At 61.1% G+C, this 19,246-nt stretch carries 22 protein-coding genes; 9 read left to right on the plus strand and 13 right to left on the minus strand.

Going from position 1 to position 19,246, the window contains the following annotated elements; genetic code table 11:
- Positions 1 to 130: 130 nt before the first annotated feature.
- Entirely contained in the window at positions 131 to 2,107 is a 1,977-nt protein-coding gene (locus AWU82_RS11640; RefSeq protein WP_064379867.1) for a methyl-accepting chemotaxis protein, read from the plus strand.
- Between the two features lie 105 nt (positions 2,108 to 2,212).
- On the opposite strand, the gene AWU82_RS11645 is transcribed toward AWU82_RS11640, so the two are convergent.
- The 3 genes from AWU82_RS11645 to AWU82_RS11655 all read right to left on the minus strand — a co-directional run bounded on the left by AWU82_RS11645 (position 2,213) and on the right by AWU82_RS11655 (position 4,542).
- Entirely contained in the window at positions 2,213 to 3,706 is a 1,494-nt protein-coding gene (locus AWU82_RS11645) for a YifB family Mg chelatase-like AAA ATPase (RefSeq protein ID WP_064379868.1), read from the minus strand.
- A gap of 178 nt (positions 3,707 to 3,884) precedes the next feature.
- Positions 3,885 to 4,055 (minus strand): hypothetical protein, encoded by a 171-nt coding sequence (locus AWU82_RS11650; protein WP_170928908.1) that lies wholly within the window; start codon positions 4,053 to 4,055, stop codon positions 3,885 to 3,887.
- A gap of 34 nt (positions 4,056 to 4,089) precedes the next feature.
- On the minus strand, positions 4,090 to 4,542 hold the full coding sequence (locus AWU82_RS11655) for a GNAT family N-acetyltransferase (RefSeq protein ID WP_371915525.1): 453 nt from the start codon (positions 4,540 to 4,542) through the stop codon (positions 4,090 to 4,092).
- A 584-nt stretch (positions 4,543 to 5,126) separates the two neighbouring features.
- Between AWU82_RS11655 and AWU82_RS11660 the strand changes: the two genes are divergently transcribed.
- The gene (locus tag AWU82_RS11660; RefSeq protein ID WP_064379873.1) at positions 5,127 to 5,396 is read left to right on the plus strand and encodes a HigA family addiction module antitoxin; all 270 of its coding nucleotides are present in this window, start codon (positions 5,127 to 5,129) and stop codon (positions 5,394 to 5,396) included.
- On the opposite strand, the gene AWU82_RS11665 is transcribed toward AWU82_RS11660, so the two are convergent.
- Together AWU82_RS11665 and AWU82_RS11670 are read right to left on the minus strand one after the other, a co-directional pair.
- Positions 5,391 to 5,912, minus strand: coding sequence for a BRO-N domain-containing protein (locus AWU82_RS11665; protein ID WP_064379874.1), 522 nt, complete (start codon positions 5,910 to 5,912; stop codon positions 5,391 to 5,393). The genes AWU82_RS11660 and AWU82_RS11665 overlap by 6 nt on opposite strands.
- Before the next feature lie 401 nt (positions 5,913 to 6,313).
- On the minus strand, positions 6,314 to 6,574 hold the full coding sequence (locus tag AWU82_RS11670; RefSeq protein WP_007920416.1) for an accessory factor UbiK family protein: 261 nt from the start codon (positions 6,572 to 6,574) through the stop codon (positions 6,314 to 6,316).
- Positions 6,575 to 6,972: 398 nt separating this feature from the next.
- Here AWU82_RS11670 and glnK point away from each other — a divergent pair, with 398 nt between their 5' ends.
- From glnK to sutA, 4 genes are all read left to right on the plus strand, one after another.
- Positions 6,973 to 7,311, plus strand: coding sequence for a P-II family nitrogen regulator (gene glnK, locus AWU82_RS11675; protein ID WP_002555808.1), 339 nt, complete (start codon positions 6,973 to 6,975; stop codon positions 7,309 to 7,311).
- A 37-nt stretch (positions 7,312 to 7,348) separates the two neighbouring features.
- On the plus strand, positions 7,349 to 8,686 hold the full coding sequence (locus tag AWU82_RS11680) for an ammonium transporter (protein ID WP_007951904.1): 1,338 nt from the start codon (positions 7,349 to 7,351) through the stop codon (positions 8,684 to 8,686).
- A 215-nt stretch (positions 8,687 to 8,901) separates the two neighbouring features.
- Positions 8,902 to 9,327 carry a secondary thiamine-phosphate synthase enzyme YjbQ gene (locus AWU82_RS11685; protein ID WP_011336526.1) on the plus strand — a complete coding sequence of 142 codons (426 nt, stop codon included), beginning with the start codon at positions 8,902 to 8,904 and terminating at the stop codon, positions 9,325 to 9,327.
- Between the two features lie 102 nt (positions 9,328 to 9,429).
- Positions 9,430 to 9,756 (plus strand): dormancy-specific transcriptional regulator SutA, encoded by a 327-nt coding sequence (gene sutA, locus AWU82_RS11690; RefSeq protein WP_007951900.1) that lies wholly within the window; start codon positions 9,430 to 9,432, stop codon positions 9,754 to 9,756.
- A 65-nt stretch (positions 9,757 to 9,821) separates the two neighbouring features.
- Here sutA and AWU82_RS11695 read toward each other — a convergent pair whose 3' ends face one another.
- The 6 genes from AWU82_RS11695 to lptM are packed head-to-tail and all read right to left on the minus strand — an operon-like array spanning position 9,822 to position 14,429.
- Positions 9,822 to 10,526 carry an HAD family hydrolase gene (locus AWU82_RS11695; RefSeq protein ID WP_064379876.1) on the minus strand — a complete coding sequence of 235 codons (705 nt, stop codon included), beginning with the start codon at positions 10,524 to 10,526 and terminating at the stop codon, positions 9,822 to 9,824.
- Positions 10,523 to 11,422, minus strand: a complete 900-nt coding sequence (gene xerC, locus AWU82_RS11700; protein ID WP_064379878.1) for a tyrosine recombinase XerC — start codon at positions 11,420 to 11,422, stop codon at positions 10,523 to 10,525. The genes AWU82_RS11695 and xerC overlap by 4 nt, the downstream gene beginning before the upstream one ends.
- Before the next feature lie 2 nt (positions 11,423 to 11,424).
- Positions 11,425 to 12,150, minus strand: a complete 726-nt coding sequence (locus AWU82_RS11705; protein ID WP_007951894.1) for a DUF484 family protein — start codon at positions 12,148 to 12,150, stop codon at positions 11,425 to 11,427.
- Positions 12,151 to 12,163: 13 nt separating this feature from the next.
- On the minus strand, positions 12,164 to 12,994 hold the full coding sequence (gene dapF, locus AWU82_RS11710; protein WP_011336523.1) for a diaminopimelate epimerase: 831 nt from the start codon (positions 12,992 to 12,994) through the stop codon (positions 12,164 to 12,166).
- Between the two features lie 4 nt (positions 12,995 to 12,998).
- A complete protein-coding gene (gene lysA / locus AWU82_RS11715; protein WP_064379880.1) occupies positions 12,999 to 14,246 on the minus strand; it encodes a diaminopimelate decarboxylase in 1,248 nt (415 codons plus the stop codon).
- A 9-nt stretch (positions 14,247 to 14,255) separates the two neighbouring features.
- A complete protein-coding gene (gene lptM, locus AWU82_RS11720; RefSeq protein ID WP_007951888.1) occupies positions 14,256 to 14,429 on the minus strand; it encodes an LPS translocon maturation chaperone LptM in 174 nt (57 codons plus the stop codon).
- A gap of 239 nt (positions 14,430 to 14,668) precedes the next feature.
- On the opposite strand from lptM, the gene cyaY reads away from it, so the two are divergent.
- The 3 genes from cyaY to rnk all read left to right on the plus strand — a co-directional run bounded on the left by cyaY (position 14,669) and on the right by rnk (position 15,769).
- Positions 14,669 to 15,001, plus strand: coding sequence for an iron donor protein CyaY (gene cyaY, locus AWU82_RS11725; protein WP_007951887.1), 333 nt, complete (start codon positions 14,669 to 14,671; stop codon positions 14,999 to 15,001).
- Between the two features lie 4 nt (positions 15,002 to 15,005).
- Entirely contained in the window at positions 15,006 to 15,230 is a 225-nt protein-coding gene (locus AWU82_RS11730; protein WP_084776915.1) for a DUF1289 domain-containing protein, read from the plus strand.
- A 128-nt stretch (positions 15,231 to 15,358) separates the two neighbouring features.
- Complete coding sequence (gene rnk, locus AWU82_RS11735) at positions 15,359 to 15,769, plus strand: nucleoside diphosphate kinase regulator (RefSeq protein ID WP_064379882.1); 411 nt, start codon at positions 15,359 to 15,361, stop codon at positions 15,767 to 15,769.
- A 6-nt stretch (positions 15,770 to 15,775) separates the two neighbouring features.
- Here the strand turns inward: rnk and AWU82_RS11740 are convergent, their stop codons facing one another.
- Together AWU82_RS11740 and AWU82_RS11745 are read right to left on the minus strand one after the other, a co-directional pair.
- The gene (locus tag AWU82_RS11740; protein ID WP_064379884.1) at positions 15,776 to 18,619 is read right to left on the minus strand and encodes a class I adenylate cyclase; all 2,844 of its coding nucleotides are present in this window, start codon (positions 18,617 to 18,619) and stop codon (positions 15,776 to 15,778) included.
- 196 nt (positions 18,620 to 18,815) lie between these two features.
- On the minus strand, positions 18,816 to 19,061 hold the full coding sequence (locus AWU82_RS11745; RefSeq protein WP_007951883.1) for a TIGR02647 family protein: 246 nt from the start codon (positions 19,059 to 19,061) through the stop codon (positions 18,816 to 18,818).
- Positions 19,062 to 19,246: the final 185 nt, after the last annotated feature.

The following is a 19,246-nucleotide window of genomic DNA, read 5'->3' on the forward strand; positions in this document are numbered from 1 at the left end:
TCAAGTATTCGGTTTTACCGCCGAATACGTGCATGTGGAACCGTCGTGCCGGTCTCCACGATTCACCCCCCATTAGAAAATTATCCGAGCTGCGATCAAGGAGGATCGGAAGTTCGGCCAGGAGCTGTCCATGTCTCAACCTCGCGCTCGGATCGCCTCGCAGCTGGGCCTCGCGCTCGCCGTGATACTGGCGATAGTCATCAGCGGCAGTACCGTCTTTGCTTTGCGTTCGCTGGATACCGCCAACCTCGCCACCCGTGAAGAACACCTGGCCAGCGAGGCACGCCTGCTCGCCGACCAATTGAGCACCTTCCACGGCACGCTGCGTGAAAGCACCCAGCGCCTGAGCGGGCTGTTCGAGAAGCGCTTCAGTGCAGGTCTGAGCATTCATCCGAGCGAGCCGGTGACCGTGGCCGGCACCCAGACGCCGGGCCTGCACCTAGGCAGCGAAGTGTTGAACAACAACTTCAAGGAAGTCGACGAGTTCAAACAGATGACGGCGGGTGTCGCCACGCTGTTCGTGCGCAGCGGCGAAGACTTCATCCGCGTCAGCACCTCGCTGACCAAACAGGATGGCACCCGCGCCATCGGCACCGTGCTCGATCACGCTCACCCGGCCTATGCGAAATTGATGGCAGGGCAGGGCTACGTCGGTCGCGCTCTGCTGTTCGATCGCTCCTACATGACCCAATACACCCCGGTGCGAGACAGCAGCGGCAAGGTGATTGCGGTGTTGTTCGTCGGCTTCGATTACACCGACGCGCAAAACGCCCAGTTCGACAACCTCAAGCGCTTCCGCATCGGCCAGACCGGCTCGCTGGCGCTGCTGGACGAGAAGAATCAATGGCTGGTCGCGCCGGCGGGCGTGCAGGCGCTCGATCAAGCGATTCCTGTGGTCAACGATTTGGCGAAGGCGCCGGGTAAAGGCCGGTTCTGGAGCGACAAGTCCGAAGACTTCTACAGCATCGCCGTGCCGTTCGAGGGTGGACCGTGGTCGGTGGTGGCAAGCATGCCGAAGACCGAGATCCGCGCGGTGACCTGGAGCGTCGGCACCCAACTGGCCATCGGCAGCCTGCTGGCGATGTTGCTGGCGGTCGGCTCCGTGGTCTGGTTGCTGCGCAGCAAGCTGGCGCCGCTGGGCGATCTGGTGCGTCAGGCCGAAGCCCTGGGCGCCGGTGATCTGAGCGTGCGCCTGAGCGTGTCGAGCAACGACGAGATCGGTCAGCTGGCTCGCGCGTTCAACCAGATGAGTCAGGCACTGTCGACCATGGTCGAGCACATCCGCCGCGCTTCGGAAGAGGTCAACCGCCGGGCTCAAGCGCTGTCCGGTCTGTCCGGTGGCGCGTACGAAGGCATGGAGCAGCAGTCCGGCGAGATCACCAGCATGGCCGGCGCGGTAGAGGAGTTCTCCGCCACCTCGCTGAACATTGCCGACAACATGGGCAACACCCAGCGTCTGGCCCAGGAAAACGCCCAGCAGACTCAGATCGGTCGTACGTCGATGGAAGAGGCGTCTTCCTCGCTGGAGCAGATTGCCGGCGCACTGAACACCACCGCGACCGTGATCAATACGCTCGGTCAGCGCTCCCAGGAAATCGGCGGCATCGTCAGCGTTATCACCTCGATTGCCGAACAGACCAACCTGCTGGCACTCAACGCGGCCATCGAAGCGGCCCGTGCCGGTGAGCAAGGTCGCGGCTTTGCCGTGGTGGCCGACGAGGTGCGCAGCCTGGCCTCGCGTACCCGTCAGGCGACGGATGAAATTTCCAGCATGATTCACAGCATTCAGCAGGAAACCGGTAACGCCATCAGCACCATGGAGCAGGGCAACCTGCTGATGCAGGAAGGCCTGTCGCGTAACGCCAACGTGGCCTCGGCACTTGCGCGCATTGACGAGCAAAGTCGCTCGGCGGGTGAGCAGTTTGCCGCGATCACCACCGCGACTCAGGAGCAGAGCAGCACCGCGACTTTGCTCAGCAGTAACTTGCAGAGCATCGCGATGGCCAACAGCGAGCAGCGCGAAGTGGTGTCGAACCTGGCCATCACCGCCAAGGAGCTGGAAGGCCTGGCAGCCGACCTGCGCCAAGAGGTCGACCGCTTCCGTTGAGGCGTCTCTGAAATAGCGATCGCGAGCAGGCTCGCTCCCACAGGATCTATGTTGGACTTGTGGGAGCGAGCCTGCTTGCGTTTGGGGCCACCACAATCTCGGCACTTACTGAGTCGCCGGCCGATACTGCAACGCTTCGGCCAGATGTTCGCGACTGATATCCGCACGCTTCTCCAGATCCGCCAGTGTCCGCGCGACCTTGAGCAGCCGATGCGCCGAGCGCAGCGACAAGGTCAGTCTTTCGCACGCCGTCTCCAGCCAGGTTTCATCGGCTGTGGATAACTTGCAGTGCTTCTTCAGCCCCGGCAAATCGAGAAACGCATTGGCGCACCCCTGGCGTCTTTGCTGGCGTTCGCGGGCCTCGGCGACCAATGTGGCTGCGCTGGCGCTGTCCTCTCCCGGTTTCACCGCCGGGTTCAACGCTGTCGCTTCCCTCGCCACCGTCAGGTGCAAATCGATCCGATCGAGCAACGGCCCCGATAACTTGTTGCGATAGCGCTGCACCATGTCCGGCGTGCACGAGCACTTGCCGCTGGGCTCGCCAAGATATCCACAAGGGCAGGGATTCATCGCTGCCACCAGCTGGAATCGGGCGGGAAACCGCACCCGTTCCTTGGCCCGTGCGATGACGATGCAGCCGGATTCCAGCGGTTCGCGCAGGACCTCCAGCACCTTGCGGTCAAACTCGGGCAGTTCATCAAGAAACAATACGCCGTGGTGGGCGAGGGTGATTTCGCCGGGTTGCGGTTTTGAGCTGCCTCCGACCAGTGCCGGCCCGGAGGCCGAGTGATGCGGTTGGCGGAACGGGCGCTGCGGCCAGTGAGTCAGCGGCGCCCCGCTGGCGACGGATTGAATCGCCGCCACTTCCAGCGCTTCACTCTCGGCCAGCGGTGGCAGCAAGCCCGGCAAACGACTGGCCAGCAACGTCTTGCCCGTCCCCGGTGGCCCGCTGAACAGCAGATTGTGCGCACCGGCGGCGGCAATCAGCAGTGCCCGCTTGGCGGCCAGTTGGCCTTGTACCTCATTCAAGTCGGGATAGGGTTTGGCGGCATGGATCAGCCCATCAGAGACGTAAGGCTCGACCGGTGTATGCCCGTTGAAATGCGCCACGGCCTCCAGCAGATGATCCACCGCAATCACCCTCAGTCCCGACGCCAGACACGCCTCCTCGGCATTCGCCCGCGGCACCACCAGCGTCCGCCCGGCCTTGCGCGCCGCCAGCGCCGCCGGCAACACCCCGCGCACCGCCCGCACGGCGCCGGATAACGCCAGCTCACCCAGACACTCCACGTCATCGAGCGTCAACGTCGGCACCTGCACACTCGCCGACAGTATCCCCAGCGCAATCGCCAGATCGAACCGCCCGCCATCCTTGGGCAGATCCGCCGGTGCCAGATTCAAGGTGATCCGCCGCGCCGGAAACTGCAGCCCGGAATTGATGATCGCACTGCGCACCCGGTCCTTGCTCTCCTTCACCGCCGCTTCGGGCAGGCCGACCATGGTCAGCGAGGGCAAGCCATTGGCGAGGTGAACTTCAACGGTGACAGCGGGGGCATCCACGCCAATCTGGGCGCGGCTATGGACGATGGCGAGTGACATGGTCTTTCCTTGAGTTGAATCTGGGGCCGCTTCCTGCGGTTTTTTAAGGGTAGTCGGGGAGGAGAGTGTTGGAGGGACGGCTGCCTGGGCAAACCTTCACTGGATGTTGCTGGAGTCGAAATGATTAATCGTCAGGCGTAAAAAAAACCGCCAACCAGGCGGTCTTTTAATTCGGGATTCAGGTTCCGCCACCGGCGAGCCAGCCATCTGGCTCCAATTCTTTGCCATAGGTCGCGGCGACCTTCAAAAAATTCCGCTGACTGGCAGAAATCGTATCGGCCAAACTGGGCCCTTCTACACGAAGCCTGGATGCAAGTAACGGCTGTTTTTTCCGCTTCTTCTGTTTCATAGACACCTCTCGTGTCTGGAGGAATGAATCGATCTTATTGGTCGTCCAGTGGAAAGACAAGGCGGTCGGTTGTGTCGAAATGAAAGCCAAGTTTTTGGTAGTAAGGGATGGCGCCAGAGTCAGGTTCCTGGACCTCAATTTCAGTACATCCCAGTCTCCGTGCGTAGAATTCAGTTGTCAGTAGCGCCATGGGTGCGATCCAGCCTCGCAAGGTGTGGGTTCTGCCAGTTCGTCCCTGCAAAAGGATGATTTTTATGCAGATCGTGCTTTTGCGCGGAGTTGCGTAACACAAGCCGCACAGTTCTCCTTCGTACCAAAAAGCCAGGTCCAGACCCTTTGCGTCTTTGGTTTTCCACTTCAGCACGTCATCCCATGGATAGCTCACGGGCCCGCTCCACTGGTGGTATGCATTGATTGCTACAGGAGTAATTGGCTCAATTCCGAGTGATGTTGCATCCACCCCGGCCGCTAATGCTTCCGGATCCATAGATACGGTTCGGTGTGCAAGTTTGCGGGCTTCAGATTTGAGTGTCTGATTACGGAGCTCGGTACCTTTTCCTTTTCTTCGCATTGTCTGTGTTCTGTTTGGATCAGGCCGCAGAAGGTAGCGAAGGCAGGGATACTCACGTAATCAGGCATGGGGGACAGTCCTTGTAGGACGGTACTTACGTAAGTGAAGGACGTTGGTTTGGACGGATTCAGGATTTTCTGCCCGCCAACAAGCCGCTTGGCTCAAGCTCAGGTCCGCACGTAAGGGCGACTTCAATAAACCTCCGTTGATTGGCTGACATATTTCCAGCCAGTCGGAGTGCTTCAAGGTGTAGTTCAACAATCAGAAGTAGCTTTGTCTTCCTCTCTTTATCCTTCACAGAGACCTCCATCCTGATGGGTGCATTTTCGTTTGCCAATGTAATGACAGGTGTAAGGACTGCATAACCAGGCGTAGACGCTGATTTTTGTAGGGGCATGCCCTAATAGTTGTAGGACGCCAGCGAAAGCGACTCGACGGTCTTGTATCGCAAAGTCGGATGCTCCAGTTTGGCCGCTCAGTGCAGCCTCTGGAGGCGAAAAATGGACCGCAATGGTATGCGCCCGATTCATCCGGGTGAGGTTCTGAATAAGGAATTCATGGAGCCGTTGGGCATGACGGTCATGGACTTGGCCATGCCCACAAACTGGCCTGAAACCGAGATCGAGAAGCTTGTGAAATGCCAACTCAGGATCTGCGCCGATTTGGCAATCAGACTGGCAATTCACCTCAACACCACGCCTGAGTTCTGGATGAATCTTCAGTCGACTTACGATTTACGCAGGGCCCAGCTCCGGCATGCGGGCCTATAGCGATTGCAGCATCCGCGAAGCCCTTTTCCACCAACTGCTCGGCACCGGGTGTTTTCGTTTTTTCCGCTCTACCACCATCTGCGGCACATCCTGCAACCGAATCCACGGCTGGTTATTCCAGTGCAGCAAACTCAACGACATCTCGGGCCAATTCAGCAGGCTTAGCTGTGGGCGTTCGCTTGTGGTGGGGTGCTGGGCGTCGCGCAGGGTGGGGATGACCTGATGGGTGAGCCATTCGCGTAGCGCTCGGTATTCGGGGCAGTAGTGATAGACGAGGAGGGCGTAGATGCCGGATTCGCTGATCAGGAGGGTGTTTTCGATCTGGTTGTGGATCAGGGTTTTGCGGGTTTGGTATTGGTCGGGGTCGAGTTTTCGCAGCATGCGTTCGTTGAGGTAGATGTGCAGCAGGCGGCCTAGGTCGCGGGCGGAGAACCAGGGTTGGTTCTGGATAAGAAGGGCGTGAAGGTGGAGTTTGTGGCGGATGAAGACGTTGGGAATTAAATAGCTTTCGTCCATGACTCGGTTCTCGAATGTGGTGAAGAAAGCTGCCTCTGATCGTCGCCAAACAAAAAGGGTGGCAGCTATGCGCGGATTGGCGAACCGGGACATTCGAAAACCGGCAGACCCGAAGGTCTCCCACGCACAGCCGCCATAATTCGAGGTGGGAGTATTTCCCTCGTTCGAACATCATCGCGCTGCGTCAAATGTTGCCGGGTCGCCAAACCCAGTGCTGAACATTCAGCATTGGGTGAGCTTAGGAATCAGGGCTTCACGGCGCAATCGGACGGCGGGGTTGCAATCTGTAGGATTCTGCCGGAAGTCGATAGCGAATCCTGAATCGCGGGAAGGTCGTTCCGACCTTCATTCGCGGGCAAGCCCGCTCCCACAAGGGACCGCATTCACAAAGACACGAGGTGTTACTCAGCCGGCGGCGTCAGCTTCGCCTCCATTTCCGCCACCTTCGCCTCAAGGCTCTCGAGCCGGGCGCGAGTGCGCGCCAGTACTACCATCTGACTGTCAAACTCTTCGCGGCTCACCAGGTCCAGTTTGCTGAAGGCGCTTTGCAGCAGCATCTTGAACTGGCTTTCGATTTCGGCTTTTGGCAAGGGCGTGTCGCCGCTGAACAGGCGGGAGGCGGTGCCGCTCAGGGCGTCGAGGAAGTCTTTGGGCGCGAGCATGGGATATGTCCTGGAAACTATGGCCGGCAGTGTATCACGCAGTGTCTATAGTCATTGGTGCAGGCACGGATGCACGCTTTTCGCGCAACTGGATGCACGGCCACGCACCGTTGTTGTGCGTATCCCGAGTGCCATTTGGGTGATGGCATCTGCGGCAGCGGCCAAGGGATTGAAATCAGTGGTTTTTGGCGAGATGGCAAGCTTTCTGCTTAGTCACCTTCGACCCATGCACTGATGCAGTCGCTGTGACGAATGCAGTGCGGCAGACGGAGCGGGGAGTTTCGTCTGGAGCGGTTAGCTGGCGTCGACAACGAAGCGTTACAAAGCCAGGCACTGCGCTTAGACTTGAGTCGGGTTTGTTTTCCTGGGGCAAGTCCATCAATTCGGGAGAGAGTTTCATGAAGCTAGTCACTGCCATCATCAAGCCGTTCAAGTTGGACGACGTGCGCGAGTCGCTGTCCGAAATCGGCGTGCAGGGCATTACCGTTACTGAAGTCAAAGGCTTCGGTCGGCAGAAGGGTCACACCGAGCTGTATCGCGGCGCGGAGTATGTGGTCGATTTTCTGCCCAAGGTGAAAATCGACGTTGCCATCGACGACAAGGATCTGGATCGGGTTATCGAGGCGATAACCAAGGCTGCCAACACCGGCAAGATCGGTGACGGCAAGATCTTCGTGGTCAATCTGGAACAGGCGATCCGCATCCGTACCGGCGAAACCGATACCGACGCGATCTAAACGCCGCCACAAACCCAACGCCCCAGGAGAAAACAATATGACTCTGCGTAAATTCGCAGGGCTAGGAGCCCTGTTGTCTATCGTAATGCCCGGCCTGGCCATGGCGGCAGACGAAGTGGCAGCTCCAGTCCTGAACTCCGGCGACACCGCCTGGATGCTCACCTCCACAGCCCTCGTGCTATTCATGACCATTCCCGGCCTCGCGCTGTTCTACGGCGGCATGGTTCGGTCGAAAAACATTCTTTCCGTGATGATGCAGTGCTTCGCCATTACCGGTCTGATCAGCGTCCTGTGGGTCATTTATGGCTACAGCATCGCGTTCGACACCACCGGCATGGAGCAGGGCGTCGTCAACTTCAACTCGTTCGTGGGTGGTTTCGGCAAGGCGTTCCTCGCCGGTGTCACGCCAGCGAGCCTGACCGGCCCGGCGGCGCTGTTCCCCGAGGCGGTCTTCATCACCTTCCAGATGACCTTCGCGATCATCACCCCGGCGCTGATCGTCGGTGCGTTCGCCGAGCGGATGAAGTTCTCCGCGATGCTGATCTTCATGGGCATCTGGTTCACCCTGGTTTATGCACCGATCGCGCACATGGTCTGGTCCGGCAACGGCGGCCTGATGTGGGACTGGGGCGTACTCGACTTCGCCGGCGGCACCGTGGTGCACATCAACGCCGGTGTGGCCGGTCTGATTGCCTGCCTGGTTCTGGGCAAGCGCAAAGGCTTCCCGACCACCCCGATGGCGCCACACAATCTGGGTTACACCCTGATGGGCGCGGCGATGCTGTGGGTTGGCTGGTTCGGCTTCAACGCCGGTTCCGCTGCGGCCGCCAACGGCACCGCCGGCATGGCGATGCTGGTGACCCAGATCGCGACCGCCGCTGCTGCACTGGGCTGGATGTTCGCCGAGTGGATCACCCACGGCAAACCAAGCGCACTGGGTATCGCATCCGGCGTCGTTGCAGGTCTGGTGGCGATCACTCCGGCCGCGGGCACCGTGGGCCCGATGGGCGCCCTGGTCATCGGTCTGGCGGCAGGCGTGGTGTGCTTCTTCTGCGCCACCACCCTGAAACGCAAACTCGGTTATGACGACTCCCTGGATGCCTTCGGCGTGCACGGTATCGGCGGTATCCTTGGCGCGATCCTGACCGGTGTGTTCGCTGCACCGTCGCTGGGTGGCTTCGGCACCGTCACCGACATCGCCGCACAAGTCTGGATTCAGTGCAAAGGCGTCGGCTTCACCGTGATCTACACCGCGATCGTCACCTTCATCATCCTCAAGGTACTGGATGCCGTGATGGGTCTGCGCGTGACCGAGGAAGAAGAATCGGTCGGCCTGGATCTGGCACAACACAACGAGCGCGGCTACAACCTGTAAGCACGCGCCGCAAAAAACTTGCCCGGTTCGCCGGGCATTTTTTTGTCTGGAATTTGTCTCCCCTGATACAGCTGAAAGGATTTTTCGTACTGCTTTGGTCGTGTTTACGACGAGTGTTTTTCTGCGGCCAAAGGCTTACATCATTGAAGGAATATTAGGGCCTTTGTTTTTTTCCAGAGCGCGCTAGAATGCGCCCCGAACGTGCGGAGAACTGTATGTGGCAACAGACTCTGATAACCCTGCGGGCACGGCCCCGGGGCTTTCATCTGGTGACCGACGAGTTGCTCGCCGGCCTGCCTGAACTCAAGGCATGCCGGGTCGGTCTGTTGCATTTGTGGCTGCAGCATACCTCGGCGTCGTTGACCATCAACGAGAACGCCGATCCGGCGGTACGTCGCGACTTCGAACGATTTTTCAATCGTCTGATCCCACAAGGAGCAGACGGCTATGAGCATAACGACGAAGGCCTGGACGACCTCCCGGCGCACTTCAAGGCCAGCGTGCTGGGCTGTCAGATCAGTTTGCCGGTAACGGCGGGCCGACTGGCACTGGGTACCTGGCAAGGCGTTTATCTGGGCGAGCACCGTGATCATGGCGGTGCCCGTAAAGTCCTCGCCACCTTGCACGGTGAAGGGGCATAAACCGTTGGTCACCAATGGTTACCGATTTTTTTCCGGCGACTTTCGACAGTCGCCAAAGCTGGTCTATAACTAATCTGCTTTTCGCAAGTCATGAGGTAGAACATGAGCGACGATGATCTGGAAAACGACGACCTCGAAGTAGGCGACGAAGACGAGGCCGAAGACGGTCTGGAAGCAGCAGCGGAAGACGTTGCTGAAGACGATGGCGGTGACGATACGCCGGCCCCGGCTGCCAAAGGCAAGGCCAAGGCTGCGGTGTCGGTCGACGAGTTGCCGAGCATCGAAGCCAAGAACAAGGAACGCGATGCCCTGGCCAAGGCCATGGAAGAGTTCCTTGCACGCGGCGGCAAGGTGCAGGAAGTGGAGGCCAACGTGGTCGCCGATCCGCCCAAGAAACCGGACAACAAGTACGGCAGCCGCCCTATCTGAGGCGTGTCGCTCGCTTGCTGAAAAAGCCCGCCGTCGCTGCGGGCTTTTTCATGGGCGAAAGAAAGTTAGCCGCGGCTGTTCCAGCGGGCGAGCACCGCGGGCAGATCGTTCAGGCTACGAATCTCGGCATCCGGCAGGCGCTCCGCTTCCCAGACCTTGCCGGCCGGGTTGAACCAGATCGCACGCAATCCCGCTTGCTGCGCCCCGGCGATGTCGTCCCCCGGGTGGTCACCGATATGCACCGCCGCCTCGGCGCTCACGCCACCGCGCTGCAACGCTTCATGGAACAGTCGCACATCCGGCTTGGCGATGCCGATGTCTTCGGCGCACAGCGCAAACTTGAAGTAATCCGCCAGCCCCAACCGACGCACATCGGCGTTGCCGTTGGTGACCACGCCGAGGGCGTAGTGTTTGGCGAGGGTTTCCAGGATCGGCTCGACTTCCGGAAACACTTCGATCTGATGCCGCGCATGCAGAAACACTTCAAAACTCTTGTCTGCCAGATCCGAAGCTTCGCCATGGGCGTACCCGGCTTCCTCCAGCGCATGGAACAGCACTCGTCGGCGCAGCGCGCTGATGCGGTGCTTCAATCCCGGCTCGCTGGCCAGCACCCGCTCGCGGATCGACCACAGATGCTCCACCGGCACCGCGCCCAGATTCGGCGCATGTTCGCTCAGCCATTCGCGCAAAACCGCTTCGGCGCTGACGATCACCGGGGCGGTGTCCCACAGGGTGTCGTCGAGGTCGAAGGTGATCAACTGGATGCTCATGAATCGTCGCCTTTCATGCGTTTGGCCCGTGGATGGGCGCTGTCGTAGACCGCCGCCAGGTGCTGGAAGTCCAGGTGGGTGTAGATCTGGGTGGTCTTGATGTCCGAGTGGCCGAGCAGTTCCTGCACTGCGCGCAGGTCCTGGGAGGATTCGAGCAAATGGCTGGCGAAGGAGTGCCGCAACATGTGCGGGTGCAGGTTCTGCCCCAGTTCGCGCTCGCCGGCGAGTTTGACCCGAACCTGAATCGCGCGCGGGCCGAGGCGTCGGCCTTGCTGGCTGACGAATACCGCGTCGTCTGCCGGGTTGGTTAGCGCCCGCAGTGGTAGCCAGTGCTCCAGTGCTTCACGGGCCTTTTTGCCGACCGGCAACAGGCGTGTCTTGCTGCCTTTGCCGAGCACTTGAACCATGCCGTCCGCCAGATCGAGCTGATCGAGATTGAGCCCGGTCAGCTCTGACAGCCGCAGGCCGGAGGAATAGAACAATTCCAGAATCGCCTGATCGCGCCGGGCCAGAAAGTCGTCCTCGACTGCGCCTTCGAGCAATTGCAGCGCTCGGTCGGTATCGAGGGTTTTCGGCAAGCGGCGCTCGCCTTTGGGCGGTGCCAGGCCGGTGGCCGGATCGTGATCGCAGAGACCTTCACGATTCAGATAGTGATAGAGCCCGCGCACCGCTGAAAGCAGGCGCGCCAGACTGCGCGAGGACTGGCCCTGGGCATGCAGACGGGCGATCAGGCTGCGCAGGCGCTGGATGTCGAGCGCCTGCCAACTGCCAATGTTCTGTTTGATGCACCAGCCGAGGACTTTATCGAGATCGCGGCGGTAGGCCGACAGCGTATGCGGCGACACCTGCCGCTCACTGCGCAGGTGTTCGCAGTAAGCGTCCAGTTGTCGTTCCATGCTCAGCGTACCGAGCGCAGGGAGCTGTTGACCCGTGGCAGCACGCGACCCATGACTTCGGCGATGTAGCTGAGGAACAGCGTGCCGACCGAGCTCTTGTAGTGCTGCGGATCACGGCTGGCGATGGCCAGGATTCCGTGGATGCCCTGATGGCTGACGGCGACCACGGCGGTGGAGCCGATCTGCTTGCGCTGCTCTTCGCCGAACAGGAAGTCCAGTTCATGTTCGCGCAGGCTGCCGCTGACGCTCTTGCCCTCAGTGAGCAATCCGCCGATGGCGGTCTGCGCGTCGGCGTGGGTCACCCAGCGGCCAACCGGGGCCGGGTTGTCGCCGAGCAGGATCAGGCTGACGAAGGGCACCTGGAAATCCTGGCGCAGGCTGTCTTCGACGCTGATCACCACGTCTTCCAGGGTGGCAGCGTCCATCAGTGCAAGGATCAGGCGACGGGTCTTGTCGAACAGGCGATCGTTGTCCCGGGCGACGTCCATCAGGTGCGAGAGGCGATGACGCATCTCGATGTTGCGGTCGCGCAGGATGGCCATCTGGCGCTCGACCAGCGAGACGGTATCGCCGCGCTGATGGGGGATGCGCAGGGACGGCAGCAGTTCTTCATGCTCGACGAAGAAGTCCGGATGAGCCTCCAGGTACGCGGCAACTGCTGCCGCCTCCAGGCTCTCGGACGCTGATTCACCGGACTGTCGGGCGGGTACCTGAGGCTTATCGGTCATGGCTTCTGCTCACTCAAAGACGCACTTGTCCTTCGTATACGCGCACTGCCGGGCCGGTCATCAACACCGGTTGGCCGGGGCCTGCCCACTCTATGGACAGACGCCCGCCCGGCAGGTCGATCAACAGTGGCGAATCCATCCACCCCTGACTGATCGCCGCTACAGCAGCAGCGCAGGCACCGGTGCCGCAGGCCTGGGTTTCCCCGGCGCCGCGCTCCCACACGCGCAGTTGCGCGCGATGGCGGTCGATGACCTGGAGAAAGCCGACATTGACCCGCGCCGGAAAGCGCGGATGGTGTTCGATTTTCGGCCCCAGTTCATGCACCGGTGCAGTGTTGATATCGCTGACCCGCAGCACCGCATGGGGGTTGCCCATGGACACCGCCGCCAGATCGACCGGCGTACCGTCGACATCGACCTGATAACTCAGGGCCTGCTCCGGCGCCTGGAACGGGATGTCCGCCGGCACCAGGCGCGGGGCGCCCATGTTCACGCCGATCTGGCCGTCGTTACGCACGTCCAGTTCGATGATGCCGCCCTTGGTCTCGACGCGGATCTGCCGTTTGGCGGTCAGGCGTTTGTCGAGCACGAAGCGTGCGAAGCAGCGCGCACCGTTGCCGCACTGCTCCACTTCGGAACCGTCGGAGTTGAAGATCCGGTAACGGAAATCCACATCCGGGTTGCTCGGCGCTTCGACGATCAGCAACTGGTCGAAACCGATGCCGGTGTGCCGGTCGCCCCACATTTTCGCGTGCTTGGGCTGAATATGCGCGTGCTGACTGACCAGGTCGAGAACCATGAAGTCGTTGCCCAGGCCATGCATCTTGGTAAAACGCAGCAGCATGGGGTCACTCCGGCAGCAGGCTTTCGCCGGCAAACAGCTCGGCCACGGTTTCGCGGCGACGCACTTCAAAGGCCTGATCGCCATCCACCAGCACTTCGGCGGCGCGGCCGCGGGTGTTGTAGTTGGAGCTCATCACGAAACCGTAGGCGCCGGCCGAATGCACGGCCAGCAGATCGCCTTCTTCCAGCGCCAGTTCGCGATCCTTGGCAAGGAAGTCGCCGGTTTCGCAGATCGGGCCGACCACGTCGTACTTGCGTGCAGCGGTCTCGCGTGGCTTGACCGGGGTCGCGTCCATCCAGGCCTGGTACAGCGCCGGGCGGATCAGGTCGTTCATGGCCGCGTCGACGATGGCGAAGTCTTTGTGCTCGGTGTGCTTGAGGTACTCGACCTGAGTCAGCAGCACGCCGGCGTTGGCGACGATGAAGCGGCCCGGTTCGAACACCAGCGCCAGATCACGACCGACCAGGCGCTCGCGCACAGCCTTGATGTAATCGGCGGCCAATGGCGGCTCTTCATCGCGATAACGCACACCCAGGCCGCCACCGAGATCGATGTGGCGCAGGTGGATACCGCAATCGCCGAGGCGATCGACCAGATCCAGCAGGCGGTCGAGGGCATCGAGGAACGGCGGCAGAGTGGTCAGTTGCGAACCGATGTGGCAGTCGACGCCGACCACTTCCAGGTTCGGCAGGTGCGCGGCACGCACGTACACGTCTTCGGCGTCGGCGATGGCGATGCCGAACTTGTTCTCTTTGAGACCGGTGGAAATGTACGGGTGGGTGCCGGCATCGACGTCCGGGTTCACGCGCAGCGAGATCGGCGCGCGAACGCCCAGTTCGGCGGCGACCACTTGCAGGCGCTCGAGCTCGTCGGTGGATTCGACGTTGAAGCAATGCACGCCGACTTCCAGCGCGCGGCGCATGTCGTCACGGGTTTTGCCGACGCCGGAGAACACGATCTTGTCCGGGCTGCCGCCGGCGGCCAGAACACGTTCCAGCTCGCCACGGGATACGATGTCGAAACCGGCGCCGATACGCGCCAGGACATTCAGGACACCGAGGTTGGAGTTGGCCTTGACCGCGAAGCACACCAGGTGCGGCATGCCGGCCAGCGCATCGGCGTAGGCCAGGTACTGGGCCTCGATGTGCGCGCGGGAGTAGACGTAGGTAGGAGTGCCGAAGCGATCGGCGATGGCGGACAGCGCCACACCTTCCGCGAACAGTTCCCCGCCACGGTAGTTAAAAGCGTCCATGGCGATCCCTTAGTAGACGTCGTGCTTGTGTGCCTTGGAGACAGGCTGCTTTTGCGAAGACTGGGCTTGCTCGGCCGGGTCCTGATCTTCATCGGGCAGGTACAGCGGGCCTTTCTGACCGCAGGCCGAAACGAGACAGGCAACCGCGACGAGCGCAGCAAGGGAAGAGATCAGGCGCTTCATGGCGAAATCCTTGAAAATGCGTTAATTGCGCCGGAGTATACCGGCCACCCGGCAGCTTGCCTATGCGACGGAACTCCCGTCCGGCGGGGCTCGGGCTGCGGCGCGGAAACTATTCCCGCGTGGCGGGTGGATATTTCGTCGCCGGGCAGGGCGCTTGGTCGTTATCCTTTGCAATCGGCTGGCAGCGTCCGTATCTTGCGGCGCTTGAGCCTGATCAGACATTTTTTGAGGTTGCCGCAATGAGTTTGTCCGAAGCCCGTTTCCACGATCTGGTCGATGAAACCCAGGAAAAACTGGAAGACATCTTCGACGACAGCGACCTGGACATCGACATGGAGAACTCGGCCGGTGTGCTGACCGTCAAGTTCGAGAACGGCACCCAGCTGATCTTCAGTCGTCAGGAACCGTTGCGTCAGCTGTGGCTGGCCGCCGTGTCCGGTGGTTTCCACTTCGACTACGACGAAGAAAGCGAACGCTGGATGTGCGACAAGAGCGAAGAGCAGCTGGGCGAAATGCTCGAGCGCATCGTCAAGCAGCAGGCCGGCACCGAATTCGATTTCGAAGGCCTGTGATTTCGTGACTGATACTGCGCCCGTCCGTCCGCCGAAGCCGCTTTACAGCAACGTCAGCCCGGCCGTGCCTTCGCCGTGCACTGGCGTGTGCCGGCTGGATGAGCAGAAGGTCTGCCTCGGTTGCATGCGCCATGTCGAAGACATCCGCGAGTGGCGCTCGGCCGATGACGAGCGCCGCCGGGTGATTTGCGCGCGAGCGGCTCAGCGCCGGCAGCTCGCCGGGGCGTAGCTTGTATATTTTTTGAGCTGTGTTAGTGTCCGGAAACGCCTCAACCCATCGAGGCCTGGTGAAAACCCCGTCTTTTTTGGCGGGGTTTTGCTTTTTTTGTGTGCAGAAGAAAGGAGTCTGCCCGGATCATGACCGCACCTTCCATCACCCTTACCCGTCTGGACGTGCAACGTCTGGAGCGCCTGATCGACAGCCTGGATGACACGCTGCCGGGCGTGATCGCGCTGCAAACCGAACTGGACCGCGCCGATACCCTGGTCGGTCACGATGAAGTACCTGCCGATGTCGTGACGATGAATTCCCGCGTGCACTGTCGTGAAGAAAGCAGTGGCAAGGACTACCACCTGACCCTGGTCTATCCGAAGCACGCCAACGCCGACGAAGGCAAAATCTCGATCCTGGCTCCGGTCGGCAGTGCGCTGCTGGGCCTGAAGGTTGGTCAGCACATCGACTGGCCGGCCCCGGGCGGCAAGACCCTGAAACTGACTTTGCTCGAAGTCGAATCGCAGCCGGCCAACGGCGGTGATTTCCCGGAGTAACCCGCCTCAGACCTGCTCGAGCGCCTCGTTCAGAGAGCGTTCCAGGTCGGCCTTGTAACGCAGATACAGATTGCTTGAACTCTGCCCGTCACCGATCACACCCGACAGGTCCAGGTCGGTGATGTAGCAGCGGTAGCGCTCGCTTTCCCGGCGCTGTCCGACGATCTCCCGGGCGACCACGCTGAACAGCTGGTCGCCATGTTCCAGTTCGCTGAATTCCCGTTGATTGCAATACAGCGTGACCTGCACTTCGCCGGGCGCGGCTTTGCCGACGATCGCCTGCACGTCGTAGAACGGTTTGTTGACCGGCGTCTGCGGTGCGGGGCGCATTTCGACCCGTCGCGCGCGCCCCGGTCCTGATGGCAATAACTGGTAATACAAGATTTCAAGGCTGGCGGCGTGGCCCGAGTCCATCGGCAGCAGCGCTTCGCGCCGGAACTGGATCGATTGCAGGAACCGCTGCAATGGCACCAACAGGCTTTGCTCGTCGTGATAGGGCAGGTGCTGTTGCCACAGCGCATTAAATTCGTCGAGTACGTACAGCTCGGCGGTTTGTTCGGTGATCCGGTAGAACACCTGAATGCATTCGGGCTGGCCCATTGGCAGGATCAACGCCAGATCGTGGTCTTCCAGTGCCATCGGATCCAGGTGCAGCGGGCTGTAGCGCGGCTGTTCCTCGCCCAGGTATTCGAGCAGCGCCGGCAGGGTGGCGAGGGCCACATGGCTGACCTGGCCCGGCACCAGTTCCAGCACGTGGTAATACTGCTGCACCTGGATCAGGTAGCGGTGATTCAGGTCGCTGAGCAACAGGGTCTGCGCGGTGTCGACGATTTCTTCCACCCGGCGCGCAATGAATTGCGCGCGGTTGTGACAGAAACAGCGCACTCGCAGCGATGGTTGTTGCGACCCGCGCGGCAGGTTGTTGAGGTAATCGCGCAGGCAGTCCATCAGGGCATGCGGGCCGTCGAAGCGGTTGACCAGCACTTCGTTCCAGCTGTTGAGCGTGACCTGATCCAGGGTCAGCACCAGATTCTCGCGCACGCCGGCGTAACTCAGCGAATCCGTGCGTTCGGTGGTCATCAGGATGTTCAGGTCGCGGTGATGCTTGAGCGGATCGACCCCGACATTCACCAGCATCAGCACTTCGCTCGGCACGGCGGCACGCAACAGCGGTTCTTCGGCAACGGTCGACAAGGGCAGGGCGATGCTCTGTTGCAGGCTGCCGAGCAGGTTGAACAGCTCGAACTCGCTCAAATCGCTGGTGCCGGGGTGCAGCGCCAGTCGGGTGCTGCTGTCGATCACGCCGTTGCGGTGGCACCAGGTCAGCAGTTCCAGCAACTCGCGGCTGCGCTTGATCGGCGCGAAGTGTTCCCACTCCAGCGCCGTCAGGCTGCCGTTGTACAGGCCCCACTGGGTTTGGCCCGGTTCCTTTTTGTTCGGCGATTGCACCAGGGTCAGGGTGTCTTCCGCCAGATCCGGGGCGATGCCGGGGTTGATGAACTCGACCTTGTCGGCCTTGCGTTCGAACGCTGCGTACAGGCGCCGGCCGAGAACGTTGAGGTCGCGCTTGTTGATCAGGCTGACGGTCTGCTCGCTGCGGGCGAACTGGGTCAGGAAGCGGTAGCTGTAGTTCAGCTCGTTTACCAGCGCCCGGCGCTCGGCGCTGACCTGGCGGACTTTCCACTGGCTGCGGCTGTCGAGCAGCGCCAGTTGCCGCTGATCCCAATGCCATTCGCTGGCCAGTCTTTCCAACAGTGAGCGCTGCCAGCTTTGGGTGCGGGTGTTGCCGGTGAGCTTGCGGTTGACCTTGAGGTACAGCGCCCGGCGTACCAGCTCCAGGCGTTCCGGCTCGTTGCGCGCAGTGAGGTATTCCTCGATCCGGCGGTAGACCACCATATACGGGTCCAGCTCGTCGAGATCCAGCCGGTTGGCAAATACGGCCTGCTTGAAGCGCAGGCTCAGGCACTGCACGTGGGGATGTTCGCTGGCGTAGACCTCGGTCAGCAGCAGCTTGAGCACCGATTTGTAAGGCGATTCGATGCCCTTGAACAGTTGCCACAGCCCGGCGCCGACAAACTCGCCCGGCGGAATGTGCGCCATCGGCCCCAGGTCGAGGGTTTCATCGTTGCGGATGAAACGCTTGGAAATCAGGGTGTGGGTATACGCATCGTAGGCGCGTTCTTCATAGACCGGCACCAGCCACCAGATCGGCGTGCGCCCGGCGAGCCAGATCGCGGTGCGGTAGAACTCGTCCAGCAGCAGGTAATGCTGGGTGGTGCCGCAATCTTCGGAGCTGAGTTGGGTATCGCGCTCGCCTTTGACGAAGCGTTCCGGGTCGATCAGGAAAAAGTGCGCCTCGGCCCCCTGGCTGGCCGCCCAGGTTTCGAGCAACTGGCATTTCTTGCGCAGCTCGGCCAGTTCGCTGTCGCTCAGGTCGGGGGCGTGGCAGACCCACACATCCAAGTCGCTCTGGTCGGCCTGGGCCAGCGTGCCGAGGCTGCCCATCAGGAACAGCCCGTGAATCGGCCGTGGCGGGTTGCTGCCGTGACGCGGCTTATAGGAGAACGAGCGCGTCAGGCGCTGAGCTTCGGCCAGCACATCGGCGTCGGGTTCGTAATTCGACAGCCCGGCCGGCGTACTGCCCGAGACATAGCCGGGCAGCAGCGGATGATTGACGTGGAAAAACAGTGGCAGCAGCGTGAGCACGCTTTGCTGGCGCGTCGACAGACCTTCCAGCGCCCGGTTCAGGCGGCCTTCATTGAGTTTCAGAAAACGTGCACGTAGCTGGCTGAGTACCTTGCGGTCGATGCCTTCGTCCAGGTCGGGGCGGATTTCATGGGTGCGGGTCATGTCGGCTCAAACCGGCGCGCAGGGCTCGGAGGCAAGGGGTCTCGGGTGTCCGGGAGTTTAGCGCCTGAGCGGCAGGAGTTTTAAGCTGAATTTGTTTTTTGACGTCAGATTTCTATCGCGCGGCGATGGGGGACGTTTTCATGGCTGGCCCGCGGAAATCCCGTGGCAGGGGTTTCCGTGGGCAAAGTCGGGAGGATCAGGCGGTTTGCTGCTCTTTGAGAATCGTCAGTACGGTTTGCACGTTTTGTGCGGCATCGCGACCGAGGCTGGTCAGGTAACCGCCATCAGGCTGGTCTGTCAGTTCTTTTTCGAACAGGCGTTGTGCGGCGGCAATGTGCTTCGGGGCAGCGGTCTGATGAATTTTCAGACCTTCCTGGGAACTGTCCAGGTTGAAGAGTGCGAGGACTTCCAGTTCGGCAACCAACTCAGGGGTAAGCGACATAAGGACTCCAGACTTTCTAGGAATTGGACGACAGCGCCCCTAAGGTGAACCTGCCGGCGCGGCCTGTCCAGTGCGCGTGTCAGGGTTTTTGTCCCGGGGTGGATTCCAGTGTAGTCAGGGGGCGGCAGAAGGCCGCGAAGATGGGTGACAAATTGTGTGGGAGCAGGCCTGCTCCCACAGGGCGG

The sequence above is a fragment of the Pseudomonas glycinae genome (genome assembly GCF_001594225.2).
Lineage (GTDB): Bacteria > Pseudomonadota > Gammaproteobacteria > Pseudomonadales > Pseudomonadaceae > Aquipseudomonas > Aquipseudomonas glycinae.

Coding starts and splice junctions, on each gene's coding strand:
- AWU82_RS11745 (WP_007951883.1), bottom strand. CDS start 19,061: ATGTCGCTTACCCCTGAGTTGGTTGCCGAACTGGAAGTCCTCGCACTC.
- AWU82_RS11740 (WP_064379884.1), bottom strand. CDS start 18,619: ATGACCCGCACCCATGAAATCCGCCCCGACCTGGACGAAGGCATCGAC.
- dapF (WP_011336523.1), bottom strand. CDS start 12,994: ATGCTGCTGCGTTTTACCAAGATGCATGGCCTGGGCAACGACTTCATG.
- lysA (WP_064379880.1), bottom strand. CDS start 14,246: ATGGACGCTTTTAACTACCGTGGCGGGGAACTGTTCGCGGAAGGTGTG.
- AWU82_RS11650 (WP_170928908.1), bottom strand. CDS start 4,055: ATGAAACAGAAGAAGCGGAAAAAACAGCCGTTACTTGCATCCAGGCTT.
- rnk (WP_064379882.1), top strand. CDS start 15,359: ATGACCGCACCTTCCATCACCCTTACCCGTCTGGACGTGCAACGTCTG.
- AWU82_RS11665 (WP_064379874.1), bottom strand. CDS start 5,912: ATGGACGAAAGCTATTTAATTCCCAACGTCTTCATCCGCCACAAACTC.
- AWU82_RS11640 (WP_064379867.1), top strand. CDS start 131: ATGTCTCAACCTCGCGCTCGGATCGCCTCGCAGCTGGGCCTCGCGCTC.
- sutA (WP_007951900.1), top strand. CDS start 9,430: ATGAGCGACGATGATCTGGAAAACGACGACCTCGAAGTAGGCGACGAA.
- AWU82_RS11680 (WP_007951904.1), top strand. CDS start 7,349: ATGACTCTGCGTAAATTCGCAGGGCTAGGAGCCCTGTTGTCTATCGTA.
- AWU82_RS11645 (WP_064379868.1), bottom strand. CDS start 3,706: ATGTCACTCGCCATCGTCCATAGCCGCGCCCAGATTGGCGTGGATGCC.
- glnK (WP_002555808.1), top strand. CDS start 6,973: ATGAAGCTAGTCACTGCCATCATCAAGCCGTTCAAGTTGGACGACGTG.
- AWU82_RS11660 (WP_064379873.1), top strand. CDS start 5,127: ATGGACCGCAATGGTATGCGCCCGATTCATCCGGGTGAGGTTCTGAAT.
- AWU82_RS11655 (WP_371915525.1), bottom strand. CDS start 4,542: ATGGATCCGGAAGCATTAGCGGCCGGGGTGGATGCAACATCACTCGGA.
- AWU82_RS11685 (WP_011336526.1), top strand. CDS start 8,902: ATGTGGCAACAGACTCTGATAACCCTGCGGGCACGGCCCCGGGGCTTT.
- AWU82_RS11670 (WP_007920416.1), bottom strand. CDS start 6,574: ATGCTCGCGCCCAAAGACTTCCTCGACGCCCTGAGCGGCACCGCCTCC.
- AWU82_RS11705 (WP_007951894.1), bottom strand. CDS start 12,150: ATGACCGATAAGCCTCAGGTACCCGCCCGACAGTCCGGTGAATCAGCG.
- AWU82_RS11695 (WP_064379876.1), bottom strand. CDS start 10,526: ATGAGCATCCAGTTGATCACCTTCGACCTCGACGACACCCTGTGGGAC.
- cyaY (WP_007951887.1), top strand. CDS start 14,669: ATGAGTTTGTCCGAAGCCCGTTTCCACGATCTGGTCGATGAAACCCAG.
- lptM (WP_007951888.1), bottom strand. CDS start 14,429: ATGAAGCGCCTGATCTCTTCCCTTGCTGCGCTCGTCGCGGTTGCCTGT.
- xerC (WP_064379878.1), bottom strand. CDS start 11,422: ATGGAACGACAACTGGACGCTTACTGCGAACACCTGCGCAGTGAGCGG.